Raw genomic sequence first — 21,784 nt, 5'->3', positions numbered from 1 at the left:
CTCGTGAGCGCCATCCGCATCACCGGCACGCGGATCACCCCGGTCGCCTTCGTCGACCCCCCGCTGCTGAACACCGTGGGGGTGCACCAGCCCTACGCGCTGCGGGCAATCATCCAACTGGACACCGATGCGGGTCTGGTAGGTCTCGGCGAGACCTATGCCGACACCCGCCATCTGGCCCGGTTGAACGCCGCCGCCGCGGCCATCACCGGTCTGGACGTGTTCGCGCTCAACCAGATCCGCGCCGCGGTCGCGGTAGCGTTGGCCGGAGATGATGCGGCGGTGGGGACCGCGGGCATGATCACCACGGCAAGCGCGGTCGACCAGGTGCTCTCTCCGTTCGAGGTGGCCTGCCTGGACGTGCAGGGTCGAGCACTGGGTAGACCTGTGTCGGATCTGTTGGGCGGCAAGGTGCGTGACGCCGTACCGTTCAGCGCCTACCTGTTCTACAAGTGGGCAGGCCATCCCGGTGCCGAGCCCGACCAGTTCGGCGAGGCGCTGGACCCCGACGGCTTGGTCGCCCAGGCGCGCCGCATCATCGACGAGTACGGTTTCACCGCCATCAAGGTCAAGGGTGGCGTGTTCGCCCCCGAGGAGGAGATGGCCGGTATCGAGGCGCTGGCCAGAGCCTTCCCCGGTGTCCCGCTGCGCCTTGACCCCAACGCCGCGTGGACCCCGCAGACCTCGATCAAGGTGGCCACCGGACTGGCAGGCATTTTGGAGTACCTGGAGGATCCGACACCCGGACTGGACGGGATGGCCGAGGTCGCCGCGCAGTCCCCGATGCCGTTGGCCACCAACATGTGCGTCGTCGCGTTCGATCAGCTCAAACCGGCGGTGCTCAAGAACTCGGTGAAAGTCGTTCTCTCCGATCACCATTACTGGGGCGGACTGCAGCGCTCCCGGCTGCTGGCCGGGATCTGCGAGACCTTCGGGCTGGGCCTGTCCATGCATTCCAACTCGCATCTGGGTATCAGCCTGGCGGCGATGGTGCACCTGGCCGGCGCCACCCCGAACCTCACCTACGCCTGCGACACCCACTGGCCGTGGAAGACCGAGGATGTCGTCAAGGACGGCGCGCTGGCCTTCGTCGATGGCTCCGTCCCGGTACCCACCGGACCGGGCCTGGGTGTCGAGATCGACGAGGACTCGTTGGCCGCGCTACATGAGCAGTACGTGACCTGCGGGATCCGCGACCGGGACGACACCGGCTACATGCAGACCGTCGATCCGAACTTCGCCCTCGCCAGCCCACGCTGGTAGCCGCCTCACCCCGCTACCGTGGGTGGATGGCAGACCAGCCGGCCGTCGATGCCGCCCACCCACCCGAACTACTGCTGCGCATCGTCAATCCCACACTGAAGTTCGCCCTCAAGACTCCGCTGGGCGCGTTGATCGGCGACTTCATGCTGGTGTCCTTCACTGGCCGCAAGACGGGCAGGCGATACGCGACGCCGGTCAGTGCGCACCACCTCGACGGTGTGCTGTACGTGCTGCTGGAGGCGCAGTGGAAGTACAACTTCCGCGACGGCGCCGACGCGCAGGTGTCCTACCGCGGCAAGACCACCACGATGCGCGGCGAGTTGATCAGCGACCCCGCCGCGGTGGCGGCGTTGGCCGAACGGATCGCCACCTCCTACGGGCCGAAGAAGGCGCAGCGTCAGATGGGACTGGTCTTCGCCGGTGATCGACTGCCCACGTTCGCGCAATGGGAAACGGCGGCAAGGGAAGTGAAGCTCGCCGCCATCAAGCTCAGTTAGCCGGGAGCGGCCGCGCGGATCGCCTCGAACAGCGATACCAGCACGTCGACCAGGTGTTCGCGGTCGACCTCGATATCACCGAGCAGAACCGCTCCGATGGACGCGGTGACCCCGCCGACCAGGAACTGCGACACCAGCCGCAGATCGGTCGGCAGCCCATTGGTGGCCCGAGCCGGGTCACCACCGGCTGCGGTGGCGGCCAGCATGCCCGCGAACCGGCTCGACTCGGCGAGGCTACGACGACCCAAAGCCGGTGTGGAGGTGGCCTCCAGCACCAGGATCCGGCCCTTGCGCCGGTCGCCGAGGATCAGGTCGACCAGTTCGCCGAGCACCGCCCTGGTGCGTGCCAGGGCATCATCGGGTGCCTGCTCCAGCGCGGCGACCGACCGACGCGCCGCCTCTTCGATGACCTCGGTGTAGACGGCAAGATGCAGCGCCTCGATATCGGCGAAGCTCTCGTAGAAGTACCGAGCGGCCACACCGGAGGCCTCCGTGACACCGCGCACTGTGGTGCCGGCGATACCGCGCGTTCCCATCAACTCCAGGCCGGCGGCCAGTAATTTGGCACGCCGTTCGGCGACCCGGTCGACGGCGGTTTGTCCGCCGTAGCGCCGCGAGACCGCCATCGGACCATCTTGACACAGCGGCTCTACGCTGTTTTTCTCAATCTGCACACAGATGTTTCCTGTTTTCTCGGATGGGGGTTCCGGCGATGACGAGCACGGCACAACGGGTCGAGGCGGACACCTCGCCCAGACCCTGGGATCCCGGTCAACCACACCACGAACTGGCTGCTGACGTGCGCTGGTGGATGGGCACACCGCTGGCCTTCGGTCTGTTCGGCAGGCTCGCCCTGGACCAGGTGGCCTACCGCAAGGTCGCGGCCGCCGTCGACGCCAGCGGTCGGTTCGCGGCGAACTTCACCGACCGAGGGATCAACAGCTACCTGTGGAACGGACCGCTCGCGTTCGCCGACGAGGCCGACCGGCGCGCCACCGCCGAACGACTGAAGACCAAGCATGGCGCGGTACACGGGGTCGGCAAGGGGGATTTCGCCGGTGAACGGTTCAGCGCGCTGGACCCTGCGTTGTGGAAGTGGGTCGGCACCACCTCGCTGAACATCTTCTACGCCGGATACACCGCGGTCTACGGCAAGCACTTCTCCGACGAGCAGCGCGAGGTGGTGTGGCGCACGGTGTGTGCGATGGCCGATGTCGGACTGCCCAGTGACGCTGCCGATGTGCCGGCCACCGTGGCCGAGATGCGCGCCTACTACGACGAGGTCGCCACCACCGAACTGGCGAGCAACCCGTTCCTGCTGTGGGCCGCCGATCAGTTCTCGGGTCCGCCGGTGCCGACGTTGTTCGGCCCGGCATGGCTGCACCGACTCATCGAGCCCGGCTGGCGGCTGATGGTGCCGGTGCTGGCACGCCCGGCCCGCATCTGTGCCGAATCGGCGACCCATCCGGTGATGATGGAACTGATTGGCAGTGAATGGAATTCGGCCAAGCAGCTGGAGTTTACGCTGTACCGGGTGGTGATCCGCGCGGCCCGGCGGCGGTTGCCCAAGTGGCTGGTGTTGGAGCCGATGGCCTACAACCGCTACCGCTACGAGAAGTTGCGTGACTTCCACACTCGGTACGAACTGGAGAGCTTCGCCGCACGCTAAACTGATGCACCACCGACGTCCCGCAGTGGCGCGGTGATACGAGGAGTGCATCGATGTTCTCGCTGGCCCGATTGTCCTGCTTCATCGCCGTGGCCGAGGAACTGCATTTCGGGCGGGCCGCAGAGCGGTTGCACATGACCCAGCCCCCGCTCAGTCGCCAGATCCAACAGCTGGAGGCCGAACTCGGGGTCCAGCTCATCGACCGCACCACTCGCACCGTCACGCTGACCCCGGCAGGGGCGGCCTTCCTTCCGGATGCCCGCCGCATCCTCCAACTCGCCGAGAGCGCGGCGCTCACCGTGAAGCGGGTACCCGCCGGAGATCTGGGCACCGTGGTGGTGGGCTTCACCGCGGCCTCCGCGCACGCGGTGCTGCCGCGTCTGCTGGAGCGCACCCGCGAGAAGCTGCCGGACGTCAAACTCGAACTGCGCGAGATGGTTTCCTCGGTGCAGCTCGAGGCCCTGATGAGTGGTGACATCGACCTGGGGATGGCCCGGCCGCCGCTCAAACGCCCCGGTATCGTCTCTCGCCCGCTGCTGCACGAGCAGCTGGTGGCCGCGCTGCCCGCGGGCCATCCGCTGGTCGGGCAGGCCCGCCAACTCACCCTCAACGACCTCGACGGCGAGGACGTCGTGATGTACTCACCGGTCGAAGCGCGCTATTTCAACGAATTGCTGATCAGTACGTTCACTATCGCCGGGGCCACCCCGCGCTACGTCCAGTTCGTCACGCAGGTGCACACGATGCTGGTGCTGGTGCGCTCCGGGATCGGCATCGCGCTGGTGCCGGCGTCGGCCGCCACCCTGCACCCCGAGGGCGTGGTGTTCCGCACCATCGGTGCGTTCCGCGAACGGCCGGTCGAACTCGATGCCTGCTGGCGCCAGGACAGCACGAACCCGGCGCTGCTGCGACTGTTGCGTGATGTGCTCCCGGCGCGGGAGTGGACCACCGACGACCTGCTGGATGGCTTCGGAGGCTGACTCGCACAACGCAATGTGACCCTGACAGCGTCGTCACGGATATATATCCACGGTGGCACTGTCAGGGTCACATTGCGATCGACCGCTACACCCTGGCGGCGGGCTGCACTACCGGCGTGACCAGCTGACCGGTCGACAGGAACTCGTCGAGGTTGCGCAGAGTGAGGGCCTCCATGGCGGCGCGAGTCTGCACGGTCGCGCTGCCGACGTGGGGGAGCAGTACGACGTTGTCCATCTCGAACAACTCGGCGGGGACCTGCGGTTCGGCCGCGAAGACGTCCAGACCCGCACCGGCCAACCGTCCCTCGCGCAGGGCGCTCACCAGTGCCTGCTCGTCGACGACGCTGCCCCGGGCGATGTTGATCAGGTATCCCTGCGCGCCGAGCGCATCGAGCACGGCGGCGTCGACCAGCTTGCTGGTGGCGCTGCCGCCGGCGGCGGCGATCACCAGCACGTCGACATCGCGTGCGAGCTCGACGGGCGTGTCGACGTATCGGTACGGCGAATCGGGCACCCGGCGGCGATTGTGGTAGTTGATGGTGCAGCCGAAGGCGCTGAGACGCTTGGCGATTGCGCCACCGATACGGCCGAGCCCGATGATGCCGACGCGGGTGTTGCTGACCTGCCGGGTCAATGGGTAGCTCCCCTCGGCTGTCCAGCGGCCCGCGCGCACATAGCGGTCGGATGCCGAGAACTGGCGCATGGTGTCGATCAACAGTCCGACGGCGGTGTCGGCGACACAGTCGGTCAGGACGTCGGGGGTGTTACTCACCCCGACGCCCCGAAGTTCGGCGGCCTCCACATCGGTCGTGTCGTATCCGACACCGAAGTTGATCACGGCGCCCAGTCGCGGCAGCGCGCTCATCAGAGCGGCGTCCACGCCGGTGCGACCGGATGTCACCACGGTGGTCACCGCGTCGGCATGCTCGGCCAGGAACGCCTCGCGGGCGGCGTCCTCCTCGGGCAGGACCAGGGCGTCGTACCGGGCGGCGAGGGTGTCGGCCAGCGAAGGTTTGAGTGGACCGACCTGCAGGACACGGTCGATGGATCGCGCTGATGTTCCCATGTGGCTCCTTCGTTCCTCGATGTCACGGTAGGGAGACCTGCGGATACCTGTCCAACACGGAAATAGCATGGGTTGATACAGAACATGCATGATTGGCGATTTGCCCACCGCTTCGAGGTATCAAACATCGGACGCGAGCGGCATAACAGCAGTTCATGGGCCATTTATGGAACGCGGCGCCGGCGTCGGCCAGCTGCGGAATGGCCGCAGATCCGCGCGTTTCGGACGGTTGACGCTGTCGGAACGGCGCTCCTACGGTGTGTCTACCGTCACAGATGGTGTCCACATACATGGACATCACTCCGCTGGCCGGTACAGCCCAATTCCCGATCTGGAGGTTCCGATGGCTGCGACACGCATGGCGCCCAGGCTGCTGGTGATCGCCGGTACAGCTGTGCTGGCAGCCGGGTGCACCGTCGCCAACTCCGGGGGCGGCGGCTATGACCCCGACACCCTGCGCATCGTGCTGCAACAGGAGCCGCCGACACTGGAACCCTGTGAGAGCTCGCTGACGTCGACCGGGATCGTCGTGCGCTCCAACATCACCGAACCGCTGCTGGAGCGCGATGCCACCACCGGAGACCTGCAGCCGCTGTTGGCCACCGAATGGGAGCAGACCAGCCCGACCGAGTGGACCTTCCGATTGCGTGACGGCGTCACCTTCTCCGACGGTGCACCCTTCACCTCCGAGGATGCCGCCTTCTCCATCGACCGCGCCGTGAATTCCGACCTACAGTGCAACGTCGACGGGTATGTTTTCGGCGACGAGAGCCTGGCTCTGCGTACCCCGGATGCCGAAACCGTCGTCATCGGTACCACAGAACCGGATCCGATTCTGCCGCTGCGTATTTCGTTCGTCGAGATGGTGCCGCGCACCACCAGTGTCGACGAGAAGGTGCGCGAACCGATAGGCACCGGACCCTATGCGATCGAGCGCTGGGAGTACGGCCAGAAGCTGACCCTGACCCGCAATCCCACCTACTGGGGAGCGGCACCGGCGTTCGGCAAGGCCGAATACCGTTGGCGCAGTGAGGGCAGCGTGCGCGCCGCCATGATCACCAATGACGAGGCCGATATCGCTGTCGGGCTCGGGCCCGAGGACGGCGCCGGTGATCTCGGCGTGCCGTTCCAGAACAACGAGACCACCGCCCTGCGGATGCAGGCCACCGAGCCGCCATTGGACGATATCCGGGTGCGTCAGGCGATCAACTACGCCGTCAACCGGACCGGCATCGTCAAGGCGCTGTTCCGTGACCTGGGTGAACCTGCCGCCCAACTGATCCCCTCGGGTGTCGTCGGCTACAACGAAGAACTGCCGCTGTGGCCGCACGATCTGGACAAGGCCAAGGAACTCATCGCCCAGGCCAAGGCCGACGGTGTCCCCGTCGACCGCCAGATCCGGCTGATCGGGCGGACCGCCCAGTTTCCCAAGATCACCGAGACCATCGAGGTGCTGCAGAGCGAGTTCACCGAGATCGGCCTCAACGTCAAGATCGAGATGATGGACACCGCAAGCCAATTGCAGTACCAGTTGCGGCCGTTCCCGGCGAATACCGGGCCCTATCTGCTGATGATCATGCACGGCAACCAGGCCGGTGACGCCGCCTTCACCCTCGACCAGTACATGCTCTCCGACGGCCCGCAGGCTGCATACGGCACACCGGAGTTCGATGCCAAGATCCGCGCCGCCGAGGCGCTCACCGGGCAGGCCCGCCAGGATGCCTTCGCCGAACTGTTCGCCGAGGAGCCGCAGGAGATCATGCAGATGGCCTACCTGGCCCACATGAAGGGCATCCTCGGCAAGTCGTCACGCGTCGACTACACCCCCGACCCGGCGACCGGCGACGAGATGCGCCTGGCCGCGATGACACCCGCGGCCGGCGACCGCGCCGACCAGTCCTGACCCGACCGCTCCCGAAAGAGGACACGCCATGTTCGCATTCCTGCGGCGCCGGATATACACCAGCACCATCCCCTTGATCATCGTGCTGCTCGGTGTCTTCCTGCTCGCCAGGCTCACCGGCGACCCCACCAACCTGTACCTGCCCGAATCTGCCACCGCCGACCAGCGCGCCGCATTCGCCGAATCGAACGGCTTCAACGATCCGCTGATCGTCCAATTGCTCGACTACTTCAAGGGTGTCATCCATCTCGACTTCGGCACCTCGCTGCGCACCGGCGAATCGGCCGCCGAGATGGCATTGCGCGCCTTCCCGGCCACCCTGCAACTGGCATTCGTCACCATGTTGCTCGCCATCATCGGCGCCGTGGTGATCGGCTGCTGGGCGGCCTACCGGCCCAACTCGCTGGCCGACCGGTTCTCCAGCCTGCTGTCCATGACCGCCGCCTCCATCCCGGACTTCTGGTTCGCCATCACCGGCGTCTGGCTGTTCGCGGTGCTGATGGGCTGGCTGCCCACCTCCGGCACCGACGCGGGTGTGTTGTCCTGGGTCCTGCCGATCGCGACCCTGATGATCCGCCCTCTCGGCGTGCTCACCCAGGTTGTCCGCGGCGCAATGGTTTCCGCGCTCTCGGCACCATATGTCCGGCTGGCGCGCAGCAAGGGCGCAGGCGATATGCGCGTGGTCACCCACCACGCACTGCGCAATGCCGCCGCTCCCGCCCTGACCGTGGCCGGCGACCTGGCCGTCGGCCTGATCAACGGCGCGGTGGTGGTCGAGGCCATCTTCGGCTGGCCAGGCATCGGCAAGCTCATGATCGACGCCATCCTGCAACGCGATTTCGCGGTGCTGCAGGCGGCGGTCCTGCTCACCGCCGTCAGCATCTTCATCCTCAACATCGCCATCGACGCGTGCTACGCGCTGCTCGATGCCCGCGTCCGCGAACCCGCCAAGGTCTAAGGGAGCCAACTGAAGATGAGCACTCAGATCGATCTCGTCCCGGTCAAGCCGACCACCGCCATCGTCGGCGAACCGGTCACCAAGAAGAGCTCCGCCGGCTCAGTCTGGTTCCGCCTGCTGATCAACGACCGCGTCGCCGCCGCCGCGGCGGCGGTGCTCAGCCTGGTCTTCCTCACCGCGATCTTCGGCCCCATGCTGGTCGGCGATCTGGCGACCCGCATCGACCTCGACAACTCCAATCAGGCGCCGTTCACCCTTGCCCACGGCTGGGCCAATGTGCTCGGCACCGACCCGCTGGGCCGCAGCATGCTGGCTCGGTTGATCGTGGCCTGTCAGACCACCCTGTCGGTGGCCGTTCCGGCCGTGGTGATCTCGGCGGTCATCGGCTCGATCATCGGCATGTGGGCCGGTTACTACCGCGGCTGGCGGGAGACCGTCGCGATGCGCGTGGCCGATGTGATCATGAGCTTTCCTTCGCTGTTGTTGGCGGTGGTGGTGCTCTACGTGTTCTCCCCGAGCGCGGCCAACATCGTTGCGGTTCTGGCCATCACCCGTATCCCGGTGTACCTGCGCACCGCCCGCGCCGAATCCGCCGAACTGTCCAGCCGCGTATTCGTCGACGCCGCCCGTACGTTCGGGGCAAGCGGGCGGTCCATCATCACCCGGCATGTGCTGCCTATCGTGCTGCCCACCCTGCTCACCGTCGCGACCCTGGACTTCTGCTACGTGATGCTGGCGGAGAGTTCGCTGAGCTTCCTGGGTATCGGCATCCAGCCGCCCGATGTCAGCTGGGGCCTGATGGTCTCCCAGGGGCGCACCTACCTGCATACCGCGTGGTGGCTGTCCTTCCTGCCGGGGCTGGCCATCGTGATCACCACCGTCTCGGCGACCATCCTGGCCGCCTGGGCCCGCATCGCCACCGACCCCGCCCAGCGGTGGCGACTCACCGTCCCGCAGAAGCGACTGTCCCGCTTCACCAAGTCCGGAAAGGCCATCTAATGACTGCTGTCGCAGAACATCTCCCCACGGACCGGGTGGACGCCGATCCCGCGCTGCGGGTCGAGGGACTGACCGTCGACATCCGTACCATCACCGGCACCGTCCGGGCCGTCGACCATGTCAGCTTTGCCGCCCGCACCGGTGAGACGCTGGCACTGCTCGGCGAGTCCGGCTGCGGCAAATCGATGACCGCCACCGCGCTCGTCGGCCTACTCGAACCGGTGGCCCAGGTCGCCGACGGCACGGCGCGCATCGGCGATGTCGACATTCTCTCGGTGGGCCGTAAGAAGCGGCGCGAGATGGCGGGCCCGGAATTGGCGATCGTCTTCCAGGACGCGCTGACCGCGCTCAACCCGCTCTACACCGTCGGCACCCAGTTGGCCGAACCGTTCCGCATCCATCACGGCATGAAGGCCAAAGAGGCCAAGGCCAAGGCGGTGGAACTGATGGCGCGCGTGGGCATCCCGCAGCCCGAAGAACGGATGAAGGCCTACCCGCACCAGTTCTCCGGGGGCATGCGCCAACGCCTGCTCATCGCGATGGCCGTCGCGCTCAACCCGAAGGTGCTGATCGCCGACGAGCCGACGACGGCGCTGGACGTCACCGTGCAGGCGCAGATCATGGCCCTGCTCAAGAGCCTGCGTGCGGAGTACGACATGGCGGTCGTGCTGATCACCCACGATCTGGCCCTTGTCGCGGAGGAGGCCGACCGCGTCGCCGTCATGTACGCCGGCAGCATCGTCGAAACCGGCCCGGTGTCCGAGGTTTTCGCCGATCCGAAGCACCCGTACACCAAAGGGCTGCTCGATTCGGTGCCGGTCGACGCCGAGCGCGGTGCCGGCCTCAAATCGATCGGCGGCAGCCCGCCGGACCTGCACTCGATCCCGGCGGGGTGCGTGTACCAGGACCGCTGCCCGCTGGTCGCCGATATCTGCCGCAGCACCCGACCCGCCCTGCAGGCCGTCGGTAGCCGGCGCGCGTCCGCCTGCCACTTCCCCACGGAGGTCTCCCATGCCTGATTCGACGATGACGCCCGATTCGACAACGGCGGCCGATTCAGTGCTCGAGGTCCGCGACCTGACCAAGTCCTTCCGGGTATCCGGCGGCAAGACACTGACCGCGCTCGACGGCATCAATCTGGATCTGGCCCGCGGTGAGACGCTGGGTCTGGTCGGCGAATCCGGTTGTGGCAAATCCACACTCGCCCGCACCCTGATGATGCTGGAACGCCCCGACGCGGGTTCGGTGAGCTTCGAGGGAATCGATCCGTTCGCGCTCAAAGGCAAGGAACTGCTGAAGTTCCGGCGGCGCGTGCAGATGGTGTTCCAGGATCCCTACGCCTCGCTGAACTCGCGGATGACGGCGGCCGAGATCATCGCCGAGCCGTGGCGTACACACAGATCCCTGTACAAGACCCGCGCCGACCGCGATATGCGGGTGCGCGGCCTGCTCGATCTGGTCGGTCTGGGCGCGAAGGCTTTCGGCAAGTACCCGCAGGAGTTCTCCGGTGGCCAGCGCCAGCGCATCGGCATCGCCCGGGCTCTCGCGCTCAATCCCGAGGTCATCATCTGTGACGAGCCGGTTTCGGCGCTGGACCTCTCGGTTCAAGCGCAGATCCTCAACCTGCTCAACGACCTTCAGCAGGAGCTGAAGATCTCCTACGTCTTCATTTCCCACGATCTGTCGGTGGTGCGCCACGTCGCCGACCGGGTTGCCGTGATGTACCTGGGCCGGATCATCGAAACCGGGCCCACCGAAGCGGTTTTCGACCGTCCCCAGCATCACTACACGTCCGCTCTCATGTCGGCCGCGCCCAAGCTGCACGACGCGGCGCGCGGCGAGCGGATCCTGCTCACGGGCGAGGTGCCCTCACCGCTGAATCCGCCGTCGGGATGCCGCTTCCGGACCCGCTGTGCCCACGCGACCGACATCTGTGCCCGACAGCGTCCACCGTCGGCCGTCGATCCCGTGGTCGCCGGCCACACTGCGGAATGTCATCATCCTGCCCAGCACGAGGCATCGGCGTTGTCGCACAGCGCATGAGCGGGATGACGGGGACCTCGAACCACGGGGCGTGCGGGACATGAACGCGAGCGTGCCCGGGTTCGCGGTCATCATGGTCGCGGTGATGTTGGCGTCCTGCCTGCAGGGCTCCATCGGCTTCGGCATGGGCATGCTGGCCGCACCGGTGGTCGCGATCATCGATCCCGCGCTGGTACCCGGCACGTTGATCATGTTGGCCACCCTGCTCACGCTGCTGGTGGTGCTGCGCGAAGGCACTGCCATCGATATGCGCGGAACCGGGTGGGCGCTGCTGGGCCGGGTCCCCGGCACCATCGCCGGTGCACTGCTGCTGGCGGTCATTCCTGAACGCGCCCTGGCGATCCTGATCGCGGCCGTGGTGCTGGCCGGCGTGGCGATCACCAGCCTGGGTTGGATTCCCGAACCCCGGCGGCGCAACCTGATGTTGGCCGGCGCCACCTCCGGGGTGCTCGGTACCGCGACATCCATCGGCGGACCGCCGATGGCGCTGGTGTGGCAGCGCACCAGTGGCGCCCAGCTGCGAGCGACCATGGCCGGCTTCTTCCTGGTCGGCTCGCTCATGTCCATCGCCATGTTGGGCGTGACCGGTGCCGTGGACCACCACACGGTGCAGATGTTCGCACTGCTCATACCGGCGGCGGTTCTCGGATATGTGTTGTCGCGCTATGCCAACCGCATCCTCACTCCCTTGCGGCAGCGGTGGACCGCCATCGCCGCATCCACCGCGGGCGCGGTGGTTCTCGTCGTCCGACAGACAGGCCTGCTATGACCGAATCGACTGCACGCGCGGGGGTCAAGTCGGCCGTCCGCACCGTCGAGCTGCTGGAGTACCTGGCCGCGCGACAGGACGAGCCAGCCCGAATCCGGGAGATCAGCGAGGATCTCGGCATGCCGCGCAGCAGCGCACACGCACTGTTGCGCACCCTGATGGCACAGGGCTGGGTGCGTGCGGACGAGACCGGTACGCTCTACGGCATCGGGATCCGTGCGCTGCTGGTGGGCACCAGCTATCTTGACGGAGATCCGTATCTGCCCATGATCGCGCCGTTCCTGGACGATCTGCGCAGCGACTGGGACGAGACATTCCACCTCGGCCGCCTCGACGGCACCGACATCGTCTACCTGGCCACCCGGGAATCCCAGCAGTATCGCCGCGCCATCAATCGGGTCGGCAGGAGGCTGCCCGCACACGCCACCGCGCTGGGCAAGGCGCTGTTGGCCGAACGCACCGGCGTCGATCGCCACCAGCACCTGCCCGCCGAGTTGGCGGCGATCACGCCGGCGACCATCACCTGCCACGATGAGCTGGCCGAGGCGCTGGACACTGTACGTATCCGCGGCTACGCCACCGACGACGAGGAGAACACCCAGGGAGTGCGGTGTTTCGCCGTCGCGCTGCGCTACTGCTGGCCGGCTCAGGACGCGATCAGCGCCTCGGTACCGAGGGCGCGGCTGACCGCAGAACGTGAGCGCGGCCTCGTCGAGGCACTGTGCGCCGTCGGTGACAAGGTCAGCCGGGTGCTGCGTCCGATGGCCAATGGCGATAAGTGGTTCGCCTGATGTCGGCAGCGAACGTTCCCGAGCATTCAATCCCTGAATCAATTGATGCCACATCAGTGTTGGACGTGCATCAACCGACATTTATAGGCTGGTCGATATGAGCTCGTCGAAGCGCACCCCGATCGTCACCGAGATGCGGGTTGTCCCCATCGCCGGGCATGACAGCATGCTGCTGAACCTCAGCGGCGCACACGGCCCCTACTTCACCCGGAACCTGGTGATCCTCAAGGACTCCGACGGCAACACCGGTGTCGGCGAGGTCCCCGGTGGCGCCGCGATCGAGCGCACGCTCCTCGAGGCCAGATCGCTTGTCGAGGGCCGCGGTATCGGTGCCTACAACAACGTGCTCGGCGACATCCGCCGTACCTTCGCCGACCGTGACGCCGGCGGCCGCGGCGCCCAGACCTTCGATCTGCGGGTCACGGTGCACGCCGTGACCGCGGTCGAATCGGCCATGCTCGACCTGCTCGGGCAGCACCTCGGCGTGTCGGTCGCCGCCCTGCTGGGGGAGGGACAGCAGCGAGATCGCGTTCAGGCCCTGGGGTATCTGTTCTTCGTCGGGGACAGTGCCAGGACCGATCTGCCCTACCGCACGGCCGCCGACGAGGCCGTCTCCGGTGATCCTGCCGAGGAATGGCTGCAGGTCCGACACCGCGAGGCCATGACACCCGAGGGGGTCGTCCGGCTCGCCGAGGCGGCGCACGCGCGCTATGGCTTCGCCGACTTCAAGCTCAAGGGCGGGGTGCTGCCTGCCGCCGAGGAGGCCGCCGCCGTCACCGCACTGGCCCGTCGCTTCCCCCAGGCGCGGATCACGTTGGACCCCAACGGCGGATGGCTGCTCAAGGACGCCATCGCGACCTGTCGGGGGCTGACCGACGTGCTGGCCTACGCCGAGGACCCGGTGGGGCCCGAGGGCGGGTTCTCCGGGCGCGAGGTGATGGCCGAGTTCAAGCGCGCCACCGGCCTACCGACGGCCACCAACATGATCGCCACCGACTGGCGCGAGCTGGGCCACGCCATCCGGGCCGGTGCCGTCGACATCCCGCTCGCCGATCCGCACTTCTGGACGATGAACGGCTCGGTGCGCGTCGCGCAATTGTGCGCGGCCTGGGGCCTGACCTGGGGGTCGCACTCCAACAACCACTTCGACGTGTCACTGGCGATGTTCACCCAGGTTGCCGCGGCGGCACCGGGAGAGATCACCGCCATCGACACGCATTGGGCATGGCAGGACGGCCAACGCATCACCAAGGCGCCGTACGAGATCGTCGATGGATACCTCGACGTGCCCGCGGCACCCGGGCTCGGGGTCGAGCTCGACGAGGACCGGGTGGCAGCCGCGCACCAGCTGTACCTCGCCGAGGGGCTGGGCGCCCGCGACGACGCCATCGCCATGCAGTATCTGATCCCGGGCTGGACGTTCGACAGCAAGCGGCCATGCCTGCAGCGCGCATGAAAGTTTATGTGGCAGATCGCAACCTGGTCCCACACCGGGCGCGCTTCGAGGCAGCGGTACCGACAGGTGTCGAACTGTTCTGGGCGGATGCCGATGGTTCGATCGAGTGCCTGCGTGACGCCTCGGTGCATGTCGGTGGTCGGTTCACCGCCGAGATGGCCGCCGTCGCCGAGAAACTGGAGCTCGTGCATGTGGCCGGCGCGGGTACCGACCGGGTGGCGTTCGATGCGCTGGCCCCCGATGTGTTGGTGGCCAACACGTTCCATCACGAACGGTCGATCGCCGAGTATGTCGTGGCGGCAGCCATCATGTTGCGTCGCGGCTTCCTGGCCCAGGATTCGGCATTGCGCAGGGACGTCTGGGCCAGCGCGGTTTACGACGACACCATCGCCCAGCCACCGACGCTCGCTGGTGCGCGGATCGGCTTCGTCGGGTTCGGCCATATCGGCCAACAGTCCTGGAAGCTGCTGCGGCAGTGGGGGTGTGGGGGCGCGGCCGTCACCGGTTCCGGCCGGGTGACCGGCGATCACGGGCTCGACCGGGTGGACGATGTGAGCAGGCTCGACGAGCTGGCCGGCGCATCGGACGTCCTGGTCGTGTCAGCGCCGCTGACACCGGCGACCACCGGGATGATCGGCCGCACCCAGCTCGATGCGCTGGGCCCGCACGGGATCCTGATCAACGTGGGCCGCGGCCCGCTTGTCGACCAGCGCGCCGTCTATGACGCGCTGCGTACCGGCCGTCTCGGCGCCGCCGCGATCGACGTCTGGTATCGCTATCCCGAGGCCACCGGCCGCGGCGCCCTCGGCGCACCCGCGGACCTTCCGTTCCACGAGCTGCCGAACCTGCTGATGACCCCGCACTCCTCGGGCATCACGACCGATACCTTCCGGGGCCGCGTCGACGATATCGCGGCCAATATCGGCCGTCTGGTGCGTGGCGAGCCGCTGCACAATGTGGTGACGCGCTGACCGGTTGGTCAACCGATGCCGTCGAGCGCCTGGTAGATCAGCCGGAAGTAGCGGTCGGTGCGGGCCGACCCCTCGATGCCGGGGCCCATCTTGTTCATCACGTAAGCGATCGTGGTGCGCGAGTCCGGGTTCATCGACTCCCAGGATCCGCCCCAGCCGCCCCAGAAGCAGATCTTGCCGTCCGGAATGTAACCGATTGCGGGACTGGGTAAACCGAATCCAAGACCCATGCGCAGGTGGTGCCCGGCCAGTACCAGGTCGGGTCCCTCGATCTGTGGCTCGAAGATGTCTTCGACGGTATCGGGTCGTAGCAGGCGGACACCGTCGACGCTGCCGCCCAGCGAGATCACCGACAGGATCTTGGCCAGGGCTCGTGCGTTCGTGTGCCCGTTGGCGGCGCCGATATCTGCTGCCCGCCACTGTGGGGTGTTCGCGATCTGCGGGTCCGGCGCCGGCCCGGTGAACGTCTTGAGCATCTGCTCGGTCCACTCCTGCATGGGCGGTATCCCCTCGAAAGGATCTGCCGGAGCGATGATCTCGGCGATCCGCGGGACGTCCTCGGGCCGGGCGCCTATCTGGAAGTCGGCGCCGAGCGGATCGGCGATCTCCTCTACGACGAACTGCTTCAACGGTTTTCCGGTGACCCGGCGAACCACTTCCCCGATCAGGTGGCCATGGGTGAGCGCGTGGTAGCCGGTGGCCGAACCCGGTTCCCACCAGGGGGACTGCGCCGCGAGCATGGTCGTGGAGCGGTCCCAGTCCAGGATGTCCTCGGGTGTCACCGGCTGATCCCACCCGGATACTCCCGAGGAATGCGTCAGCAGATGCCGGAACTCGATGCGGTCCTTGCCGCCGGCCCCGAACTCGGGCCACACCTCGGCGACGGGGGTCTGCGCTAAGACCAGGCCGCGGTCGATCAGCATCAGCCCGGCCAGCGCGGTGACGTTCTTGGTGGAGGACCACACGTTGACGATGGTGTCGGCGGTCCACGGTGTGGTGCGCGCCGCGTCGGCGTGACCGCCCCAGATGTCGACGACCAGTTCGCCGCCGATATCGATCGCGATCGCGGCGCCGCACTCCTCACCGTCATCGATGGCTCGGCCGAGCGCGTCGGCCACTTGCTCGAACCGGGGGTCGCACACACCGTCGACGGTCATGGCAGCCATCATGGCCGATCACCGTCGGGCGTATCTACCAGTTCTGGTAACCGCCCTCGGGGCCGAGCATCCGTTCCAACCTGCTTCGACCGATCTTGGCCAGCTCGTTGCGCAGGATCTTGCGTTCGGTCTCGATGTCATGGTGCATCCGGTCGGTGACGGCGGCCAGGACATCGCGTGCGCAGTGCCCGTCGACGAACATCACGAAGGTGAACCCGTAGCGCTGCGCGTACTGCCGCGAGGCGGCGCTCAGCGCTGCCATCAGTTCGGCATCGTCATCCCAGACCGCACAGGGTTCGGCCTGCGACTTCGCGCTGCGCGGTCGCCTGCCGATATCGGGGCACGCGTCCAGGATCTGATCCACGGCGGATTCGGGCAGCTCGAACAGCGCGGCATCGGCGCGGCGGAACAGTGCGTCGTGATCTGGATAAGGGCGGCCGCGGACGAGTTCGCGGGCCAGCACGTAGCTGTTGCAGCACTCGTAGAGCGCATGTACGGCCTTGCGTTCGGGCAACGCGTTGAACACGTCCAGGCCGATTCCCTGATGCAGCAACACGCATCAATCATCAGAGGGCCAGGACACGGCCGGGTTACCGCGTGTTACGGCGGTGCTAAATCAGGAGCCGATCAGTGACCTTGGGCCTTGAACCGTTCGATCGAGCGCTGCAGCTCCGCCTCGGCCTCTTCGCGGCCGACCCAGTCGGCCGTCTTGACGAACTTGCCCGGCTCCAGGTCCTTGTAGTGCACGAAGAAATGCTTGATGGCGTCCAGCTCGAACTGGGAGACGTCACCGACATCCTGGATGTGCTCCCAGCGCGGGTCGTCGGCGAGCACGCAGAGCAGCTTGTCGTCACCGCCTGCCTCGTCGGTCATCTTGAACATCGCGACCGGCCGCGCCTCGACAGTGCAGCCGGGGAAGACGGACTCGGGCAGCAGCACCAGGGCGTCCAGCGGATCGCCGTCCTCGCCGAGGGTGTCCTCGAAGAACCCGTAGTCGGCGGGATAGCCGAACGAGGTGTAGAGGTACCGGTCCAGCTTGACCCGTCCGGTCTCATGATCCACTTCGTACTTGTTGCGGGACCCCTTGGGGATCTCGATGACGACGTCGAACGACACCCGAACAGCTCCTTCGCCTCGGTTGGTCTGGCGGGTCCACCTTAGAGGAGCGATACGCTGCACGTTATGCGGCCCGGTCGATGGCGCCGATCAACCCACCTGGTGATCGGTCTGGTGGTTCTCGTTCTTGTCGCCGTCGTCGTGGGGGTCGCCGCGATCGTGACGTCGTCGCGGACCGCGGCGAAGAACGCATTGCCGGCCCAGCCGGCGGCGGTGACGGCGGCTCCCGGTGTGGCACCGCTGGGCGACGCGGTGACCGAGCCGACGGCCAAGGGCATGGCGGCGATGTTGGCCACCGCGCTGGCCGACCCGAACCTGGGAATGCTCACCGGCCGGGTCACCGATGCGGTCACCGGACAGGAACTGTGGTCCCAAGGTGAGGACATCCCCATGCAGCCGGCGTCGACCAACAAGACGCTGACCACCGCGGCGGCACTGCTCACCCTGGACCGGGATGCCAGGCTGACCACCACGGTGCGCGAGGGTGACCGACCCGGCGTGGTGGTGCTGCGCGGCGGCGGCGACCCGACACTGTCGGCCTTCGGCGGTGACAAGTCCACCTGGTACAAGGGCGCGGCGCGGATCAGCGACCTGGCCGACCAGGTCAAGAAGGCCGGTGTGCGGGTCACGGCGGTGCAGGTAGACCTGAGTGCCTACAGTGGCCCGACGATGGCGATCGGCTGGGATCCGCTGGACATCGACGGTGGCGATATCGCGCCGATGGAATCGGTGATGCTCGACGGCGGCCGTACCCAACCGGTGTCCTACGATTCGCGCCGTTCGCGCACCCCCGGTCTGGATGCCGGCCGTGCGCTGGCCGTCGCGTTGGGTGTCGACCCGGCATCGGTGACGGTCAGCACCCGGTCCAGTGCTGACGCCGACGAGATCGCGTCGGTGCAATCGCCGCCGCTGATCGAGCGGTTGCGCCAGATGATGTACGAGTCCGACAACGTGATGGCCGAATCCATCGGGCGTGAGGTGGCCGCCGCGCTGAACCGTCCGCAGAGCTTCGACGGCGCGGCACAAGCGGTGCTCGGGCAGTTGCGCGCCGCCGGTATCGACACCACCGGGGCCAAACTGTTTGATTCCAGTGGCCTTTCGGTCGACGACCGGCTGACCGCGCTTACCCTGGACGAGGTGATCGCTGTCGCCGTCGGAGACGACCAACCGAAACTGCGGCCGCTGGTCGACCTGCTGCCGATCGCCGGTGGCAGCGGAACGCTGTCGAACAGGTATCTCGACACCGACGAGGGGCGGGCCTCGGCGGGCTGGTTGCGCGCCAAGACCGGTTCGCTTACCGGCACCAACAGCCTGGCCGGCATCGTCACCGACAGCAGCGGCCGGGTGCTCACCTTCGCGTTGTTGTCCAACAATGCCGGTCCCACCGGTCGCACCTCACTCGACGCCTTGGCCGCCAAGCTGCGACTGTGCGGGTGCGGCGGATGAGTCAGTCGGTCGGCGCCGCCGTGGACTGGGCGGTGGCAGCCACCGTCGGTGCCAAACTGTCCCGGCCCGCGCCGGCGACCACCGACTACACCCGTGATCAGGCCATCACTCAGCTGGCCGAGGCTGCCCGCACCGCCGAGTTGCCGGTCCGCGAGGTGACGCACCTCAACGAGGGTGCCGAGGTCCCCGAAGCCAGGGTGGTCGACCGTCCGCAGTGGGTGCAGGCGGCGACCCAGTCCATGCGGGCGATGACCGGCGGCTCGGACGAACAATCCCGCGGCGTCGCGGCGGCGTTGGCCGGCAAGGTCACCGGTGCCCAGACGGGCGCGGTGCTGGCGTTCATCTCCAGCGGAATCCTGGGGCAGTACGACCCCTTCTCCAACGGCGGCGAGTTACTGCTGGTCTATCCCAACGTCATTGCCGTGGAGCGGCAACTGCGGGTCGATCCGGCCGACTTCCGGCTGTGGGTGTGTCTGCACGAGGTCACCCATCGGGTCCAGTTCCGCGCCAATCCCTGGCTGGCCGAGCACATGTCGTCATCGCTGGACACGCTGACAGGTGACGGTGCCGATCAGATCGGTGACCTGGTGGGTCGGCTCGCCGAGTATGTGCGCAATCAACGCAACGGCTCCGCCGACGAGCCGAATTCGACCGGTGTACTGGGGTTGCTGCGGGCGGTTCAGGCCGAACCGCAGCGCGCGGCGCTGGACAGGTTGCTGGTGCTCGGCACGTTGTTGGAGGGACACGCCGAGCACGTCATGGACGCCGTCGGGCCCGCCGTTGTGCCGACGGTGGCCACCATTCGGCATCGCTTTGACGAACGGCGCCAACGCAAACAACCTCCGCTGCAGCGACTCATCCGCACCTTGCTGGGTTTCGATGCCAAGCTCAGTCAGTACACCCGCGGCAAGTCCTTCGTCGACGAGGTGGTGTCCCGGGTGGGGATGGATCGCTTCAATGCCATCTGGACCGATGCGCAGACGCTGCCCAAGCCGGAGGAGATCGAGGAACCGCAGCGATGGATCGATCGGGTCCTGTAGCGCAATTACGGTCAGCCGTAGCGGCTTTCGCTGCGACACAGCTGCGCTCTGCCGGGCCGTGGGCGGTGGCGTTGTCCGGTGGTGCCGATTCGCTGGCGCTCACGGCGGTGGCCGCGATGCTGCGACCGACGACCGCGCTGATCGTCGACCACGGACTGCAGGACGGTTCGGAGCAGGTGGCCGCCACCGCGCGCGATACCGCGTTGCGGCTCGGATGTGTTGACGCACAGGTTCTTCGGGTCGAGGTCGGTACCGCCGGTGGTCCGGAGGCGGCGGCGCGGACCGCGCGTTACCGCGCTCTCGATCGCGGTCGCGACGGTATGCCGGTGCTGCTCGGGCACACAGTCGATGATCAAGCCGAGACGGTGCTGCTCGGCCTCGGGCGCGGTTCGGGTGCCCGTTCGATCGCCGGGATGCGTCCGCTCGATGATCCGTGGTGTCGGCCGCTACTGGGGCAGCGCCGCGCCACCACGGTGGCAGCCTGCGCGGAGCTGGGGCTCACACCCTGGCACGATCCGCACAACACCGATCCCCGTTTCACCAGGGTCCGGTTGCGTACCGAGGTGCTCCCGCTGCTGGAGGAGGTGCTCGGCGGTGGCGTGGCCGCGGCCCTGGCCCGTACCGCCACCGCGCTGCGGGAGGACACCGAGGCGTTGGACGCGCTGGCCGACACCCACGCCACCGATGGCGACACCCTGGACGTCTCCGCTCTGGCGGTTCTGCCCAGCGCGGTCCGCCGCCGGGTGATCCGCGTCTGGCTGCTGGGACATGGCGCCTGCGATCTCAACGACGGACAGCTGCGCGCCGTGGAGGCCCTGATCACGCGATGGCGCGGTCAGGGCGGGGTGGCAGTGCCCGATGAGGTGCCCGCGGAGCGGTTGTTCGTGGCCCGCCGGGACGGGCTGCTGACGCTCTACCGTGAACCCGTCGGGTGAGCACCGCTACGCTGTGGACGTGACTGCGGAGTTGTATCCCGGCGACATCAAGTCGGTCTTGCTATCCGAAGACGAGATCAAGGCCAAGACTGCCGAGCTCGCCGCCCAGATCGCCGCCGATTATCGTGCGGGCGACGGTGACCAGGATCTGCTCCTGATCACGGTGCTCAAGGGTGCCGTCATGTTCGTGACCGACCTGGCACGTGCCATCGGGGTGCCCACCCAGCTGGAGTTCATGGCGGTCAGCTCCTATGGATCCTCGACGTCCTCCTCGGGTGTGGTGCGCATCCTCAAGGACCTGGATCGCGATATCCACGACCGTGACGTGCTGATCGTCGAGGACATCATCGATTCGGGTCTGACGCTGTCCTGGCTGTTGCGCAACCTGGCGACACGCAATCCCCGGTCGCTGCGCGTCTGCACGCTGCTCCGCAAGCCCGATGCGGTGCGCGCCGACGTCGACGTCACCTATATCGGGTTCGACATCCCCAATGAGTTCGTCGTCGGCTACGGCCTCGACTACGCCGAGCGTTACCGCGATCTGCCCTATATCGGCACGCTGGAGCCGAAGGTCTACCAGTCGCCGTAGCGGGTGCCGCTGCGAGAATTTTCCTTGCAGCAATCAGCCTTTCGGCGTAGACTCGAACATAAGTTCGAATACGCCGCGGTTCCCGATCCTGGGATTTGGTGAGCCGCAGACCGCGACTTCGGTCGCCGCGAGGTTC

General features: G+C 67.2%; 22 protein-coding genes. 17 read left to right on the top strand and 5 right to left on the bottom strand.

Annotated features, from left to right (window positions below; genetic code table 11):
• The first annotated feature begins 3 nt into the window (after positions 1-3).
• Both G154_RS06865 and G154_RS06860 read left to right on the top strand, forming a co-directional pair.
• On the top strand, positions 4-1,263 hold the full coding sequence (locus tag G154_RS06865) for a glucarate dehydratase family protein (protein ID WP_019510786.1): 1,260 nt from the start codon (positions 4-6) through the stop codon (positions 1,261-1,263).
• A 26-nt stretch (positions 1,264-1,289) separates the two neighbouring features.
• Positions 1,290-1,760, top strand: coding sequence for a hypothetical protein (locus tag G154_RS06860; RefSeq protein ID WP_019510787.1), 471 nt, complete (start codon positions 1,290-1,292; stop codon positions 1,758-1,760).
• Here the strand turns inward: G154_RS06860 and G154_RS06855 are convergent.
• Positions 1,757-2,386 (bottom strand): TetR/AcrR family transcriptional regulator, encoded by a 630-nt coding sequence (locus tag G154_RS06855; protein WP_019510788.1) that lies wholly within the window; start codon positions 2,384-2,386, stop codon positions 1,757-1,759. The two genes, G154_RS06860 and G154_RS06855, sit on opposite strands and share 4 nt — an antisense overlap.
• A gap of 86 nt (positions 2,387-2,472) precedes the next feature.
• Between G154_RS06855 and G154_RS06850 the strand changes: the two genes are divergently transcribed.
• The gene (locus tag G154_RS06850) at positions 2,473-3,429 is read left to right on the top strand and encodes an oxygenase MpaB family protein (RefSeq protein WP_031601715.1); all 957 of its coding nucleotides are present in this window, start codon (positions 2,473-2,475) and stop codon (positions 3,427-3,429) included.
• Positions 3,430-3,482: 53 nt separating this feature from the next.
• Positions 3,483-4,409: a LysR substrate-binding domain-containing protein gene (locus G154_RS06845; protein ID WP_019510790.1), complete on the top strand. Its 927-nt coding sequence runs from the start codon at positions 3,483-3,485 to the stop codon at positions 4,407-4,409.
• 85 nt (positions 4,410-4,494) lie between these two features.
• Here the strand turns inward: G154_RS06845 and G154_RS06840 are convergent, their stop codons facing one another.
• A complete protein-coding gene (locus G154_RS06840; protein ID WP_019510791.1) occupies positions 4,495-5,475 on the bottom strand; it encodes a 2-hydroxyacid dehydrogenase in 981 nt (326 codons plus the stop codon).
• 343 nt (positions 5,476-5,818) lie between these two features.
• On the opposite strand from G154_RS06840, the gene G154_RS06835 reads away from it, so the two are divergent.
• From G154_RS06835 to G154_RS06795, 9 genes are all read left to right on the top strand, one after another.
• Positions 5,819-7,378: an ABC transporter substrate-binding protein gene (locus G154_RS06835; RefSeq protein WP_031601714.1), complete on the top strand. Its 1,560-nt coding sequence runs from the start codon at positions 5,819-5,821 to the stop codon at positions 7,376-7,378.
• Between the two features lie 28 nt (positions 7,379-7,406).
• Positions 7,407-8,336: an ABC transporter permease gene (locus G154_RS06830; protein ID WP_019510793.1), complete on the top strand. Its 930-nt coding sequence runs from the start codon at positions 7,407-7,409 to the stop codon at positions 8,334-8,336.
• A 15-nt stretch (positions 8,337-8,351) separates the two neighbouring features.
• Positions 8,352-9,335: an ABC transporter permease gene (locus tag G154_RS06825; protein ID WP_019510794.1), complete on the top strand. Its 984-nt coding sequence runs from the start codon at positions 8,352-8,354 to the stop codon at positions 9,333-9,335.
• Complete coding sequence (locus G154_RS06820) at positions 9,335-10,354, top strand: ABC transporter ATP-binding protein (protein WP_023986372.1); 1,020 nt, start codon at positions 9,335-9,337, stop codon at positions 10,352-10,354. Before G154_RS06825 ends, G154_RS06820 begins: the two co-directional genes overlap by 1 nt.
• The gene (locus G154_RS06815) at positions 10,347-11,378 is read left to right on the top strand and encodes an ABC transporter ATP-binding protein (RefSeq protein WP_234713110.1); all 1,032 of its coding nucleotides are present in this window, start codon (positions 10,347-10,349) and stop codon (positions 11,376-11,378) included. Before G154_RS06820 ends, G154_RS06815 begins: the two co-directional genes overlap by 8 nt.
• A gap of 40 nt (positions 11,379-11,418) precedes the next feature.
• On the top strand, positions 11,419-12,147 hold the full coding sequence (locus tag G154_RS06810) for a sulfite exporter TauE/SafE family protein (RefSeq protein WP_019510797.1): 729 nt from the start codon (positions 11,419-11,421) through the stop codon (positions 12,145-12,147).
• Entirely contained in the window at positions 12,144-12,938 is a 795-nt protein-coding gene (locus G154_RS06805) for an IclR family transcriptional regulator (RefSeq protein WP_019510798.1), read from the top strand. The genes G154_RS06810 and G154_RS06805 overlap by 4 nt, the downstream gene beginning before the upstream one ends.
• Positions 12,939-13,035: 97 nt before the next feature.
• The gene (locus tag G154_RS06800; RefSeq protein ID WP_019510799.1) at positions 13,036-14,394 is read left to right on the top strand and encodes an enolase C-terminal domain-like protein; all 1,359 of its coding nucleotides are present in this window, start codon (positions 13,036-13,038) and stop codon (positions 14,392-14,394) included.
• A complete protein-coding gene (locus G154_RS06795) occupies positions 14,391-15,365 on the top strand; it encodes a 2-hydroxyacid dehydrogenase (protein WP_019510800.1) in 975 nt (324 codons plus the stop codon). Before G154_RS06800 ends, G154_RS06795 begins: the two co-directional genes overlap by 4 nt.
• 8 nt (positions 15,366-15,373) lie before the next feature.
• Here the strand turns inward: G154_RS06795 and G154_RS06790 are convergent, their stop codons facing one another.
• The 3 genes from G154_RS06790 to G154_RS06780 form a co-directional block, all read right to left on the bottom strand.
• Positions 15,374-16,522 (bottom strand): EstA family serine hydrolase, encoded by a 1,149-nt coding sequence (locus tag G154_RS06790; RefSeq protein ID WP_023986371.1) that lies wholly within the window; start codon positions 16,520-16,522, stop codon positions 15,374-15,376.
• A 34-nt stretch (positions 16,523-16,556) separates the two neighbouring features.
• Positions 16,557-17,078, bottom strand: coding sequence for a 2-oxo-4-hydroxy-4-carboxy-5-ureidoimidazoline decarboxylase (locus G154_RS06785; RefSeq protein ID WP_019510802.1), 522 nt, complete (start codon positions 17,076-17,078; stop codon positions 16,557-16,559).
• Between the two features lie 71 nt (positions 17,079-17,149).
• Positions 17,150-17,638: an inorganic diphosphatase gene (locus tag G154_RS06780; RefSeq protein ID WP_019510803.1), complete on the bottom strand. Its 489-nt coding sequence runs from the start codon at positions 17,636-17,638 to the stop codon at positions 17,150-17,152.
• A 66-nt stretch (positions 17,639-17,704) separates the two neighbouring features.
• Between G154_RS06780 and dacB the strand changes: the two genes are divergently transcribed.
• The 4 genes from dacB to hpt are packed head-to-tail and all read left to right on the top strand — an operon-like array spanning position 17,705 to position 21,648.
• Positions 17,705-19,084: a D-alanyl-D-alanine carboxypeptidase/D-alanyl-D-alanine-endopeptidase gene (dacB, locus tag G154_RS06775; protein ID WP_023986370.1), complete on the top strand. Its 1,380-nt coding sequence runs from the start codon at positions 17,705-17,707 to the stop codon at positions 19,082-19,084.
• Positions 19,081-20,124 carry a zinc-dependent metalloprotease gene (locus G154_RS06770; protein ID WP_187697569.1) on the top strand — a complete coding sequence of 348 codons (1,044 nt, stop codon included), beginning with the start codon at positions 19,081-19,083 and terminating at the stop codon, positions 20,122-20,124. The genes dacB and G154_RS06770 overlap by 4 nt, the downstream gene beginning before the upstream one ends.
• Complete coding sequence (tilS, locus tag G154_RS06765) at positions 20,103-21,059, top strand: tRNA lysidine(34) synthetase TilS (RefSeq protein ID WP_023986369.1); 957 nt, start codon at positions 20,103-20,105, stop codon at positions 21,057-21,059. Before G154_RS06770 ends, tilS begins: the two co-directional genes overlap by 22 nt.
• Positions 21,043-21,648, top strand: coding sequence for a hypoxanthine phosphoribosyltransferase (gene hpt / locus G154_RS06760; RefSeq protein WP_019510807.1), 606 nt, complete (start codon positions 21,043-21,045; stop codon positions 21,646-21,648). The genes tilS and hpt overlap by 17 nt, the downstream gene beginning before the upstream one ends.
• The last annotated feature ends 136 nt before the right edge of the window (positions 21,649-21,784 follow it).

The organism is Mycobacterium sp. VKM Ac-1816D, assembly GCF_000416385.1.
Lineage (GTDB): Bacteria > Actinomycetota > Actinomycetes > Mycobacteriales > Mycobacteriaceae > Mycobacterium > Mycobacterium neoaurum_A.
This window is presented reverse-complemented; position numbering and strand designations above follow the sequence as displayed.

Bases quoted from the DNA above. Each gene is read 5' to 3' on its own strand.
- G154_RS06860 (WP_019510787.1), top strand. From the start codon at position 1,290: ATGGCAGACCAGCCGGCCGTCGATGCCGCCCACCCACCCGAACTACTG.
- G154_RS06790 (WP_023986371.1), bottom strand. From the start codon at position 16,522: ATGACCGTCGACGGTGTGTGCGACCCCCGGTTCGAGCAAGTGGCCGAC.
- G154_RS06805 (WP_019510798.1), top strand. From the start codon at position 12,144: ATGACCGAATCGACTGCACGCGCGGGGGTCAAGTCGGCCGTCCGCACC.
- G154_RS06850 (WP_031601715.1), top strand. From the start codon at position 2,473: ATGACGAGCACGGCACAACGGGTCGAGGCGGACACCTCGCCCAGACCC.
- G154_RS06855 (WP_019510788.1), bottom strand. From the start codon at position 2,386: ATGGCGGTCTCGCGGCGCTACGGCGGACAAACCGCCGTCGACCGGGTC.
- G154_RS06810 (WP_019510797.1), top strand. From the start codon at position 11,419: ATGAACGCGAGCGTGCCCGGGTTCGCGGTCATCATGGTCGCGGTGATG.
- G154_RS06815 (WP_234713110.1), top strand. From the start codon at position 10,347: ATGCCTGATTCGACGATGACGCCCGATTCGACAACGGCGGCCGATTCA.
- G154_RS06825 (WP_019510794.1), top strand. From the start codon at position 8,352: ATGAGCACTCAGATCGATCTCGTCCCGGTCAAGCCGACCACCGCCATC.
- G154_RS06830 (WP_019510793.1), top strand. From the start codon at position 7,407: ATGTTCGCATTCCTGCGGCGCCGGATATACACCAGCACCATCCCCTTG.
- dacB (WP_023986370.1), top strand. From the start codon at position 17,705: ATGCGGCCCGGTCGATGGCGCCGATCAACCCACCTGGTGATCGGTCTG.
- tilS (WP_023986369.1), top strand. From the start codon at position 20,103: ATGGATCGATCGGGTCCTGTAGCGCAATTACGGTCAGCCGTAGCGGCT.
- G154_RS06795 (WP_019510800.1), top strand. From the start codon at position 14,391: ATGAAAGTTTATGTGGCAGATCGCAACCTGGTCCCACACCGGGCGCGC.
- G154_RS06835 (WP_031601714.1), top strand. From the start codon at position 5,819: ATGGCTGCGACACGCATGGCGCCCAGGCTGCTGGTGATCGCCGGTACA.
- G154_RS06770 (WP_187697569.1), top strand. From the start codon at position 19,081: ATGAGTCAGTCGGTCGGCGCCGCCGTGGACTGGGCGGTGGCAGCCACC.
- G154_RS06800 (WP_019510799.1), top strand. From the start codon at position 13,036: ATGAGCTCGTCGAAGCGCACCCCGATCGTCACCGAGATGCGGGTTGTC.
- G154_RS06820 (WP_023986372.1), top strand. From the start codon at position 9,335: ATGACTGCTGTCGCAGAACATCTCCCCACGGACCGGGTGGACGCCGAT.
- G154_RS06845 (WP_019510790.1), top strand. From the start codon at position 3,483: ATGTTCTCGCTGGCCCGATTGTCCTGCTTCATCGCCGTGGCCGAGGAA.
- G154_RS06840 (WP_019510791.1), bottom strand. From the start codon at position 5,475: ATGGGAACATCAGCGCGATCCATCGACCGTGTCCTGCAGGTCGGTCCA.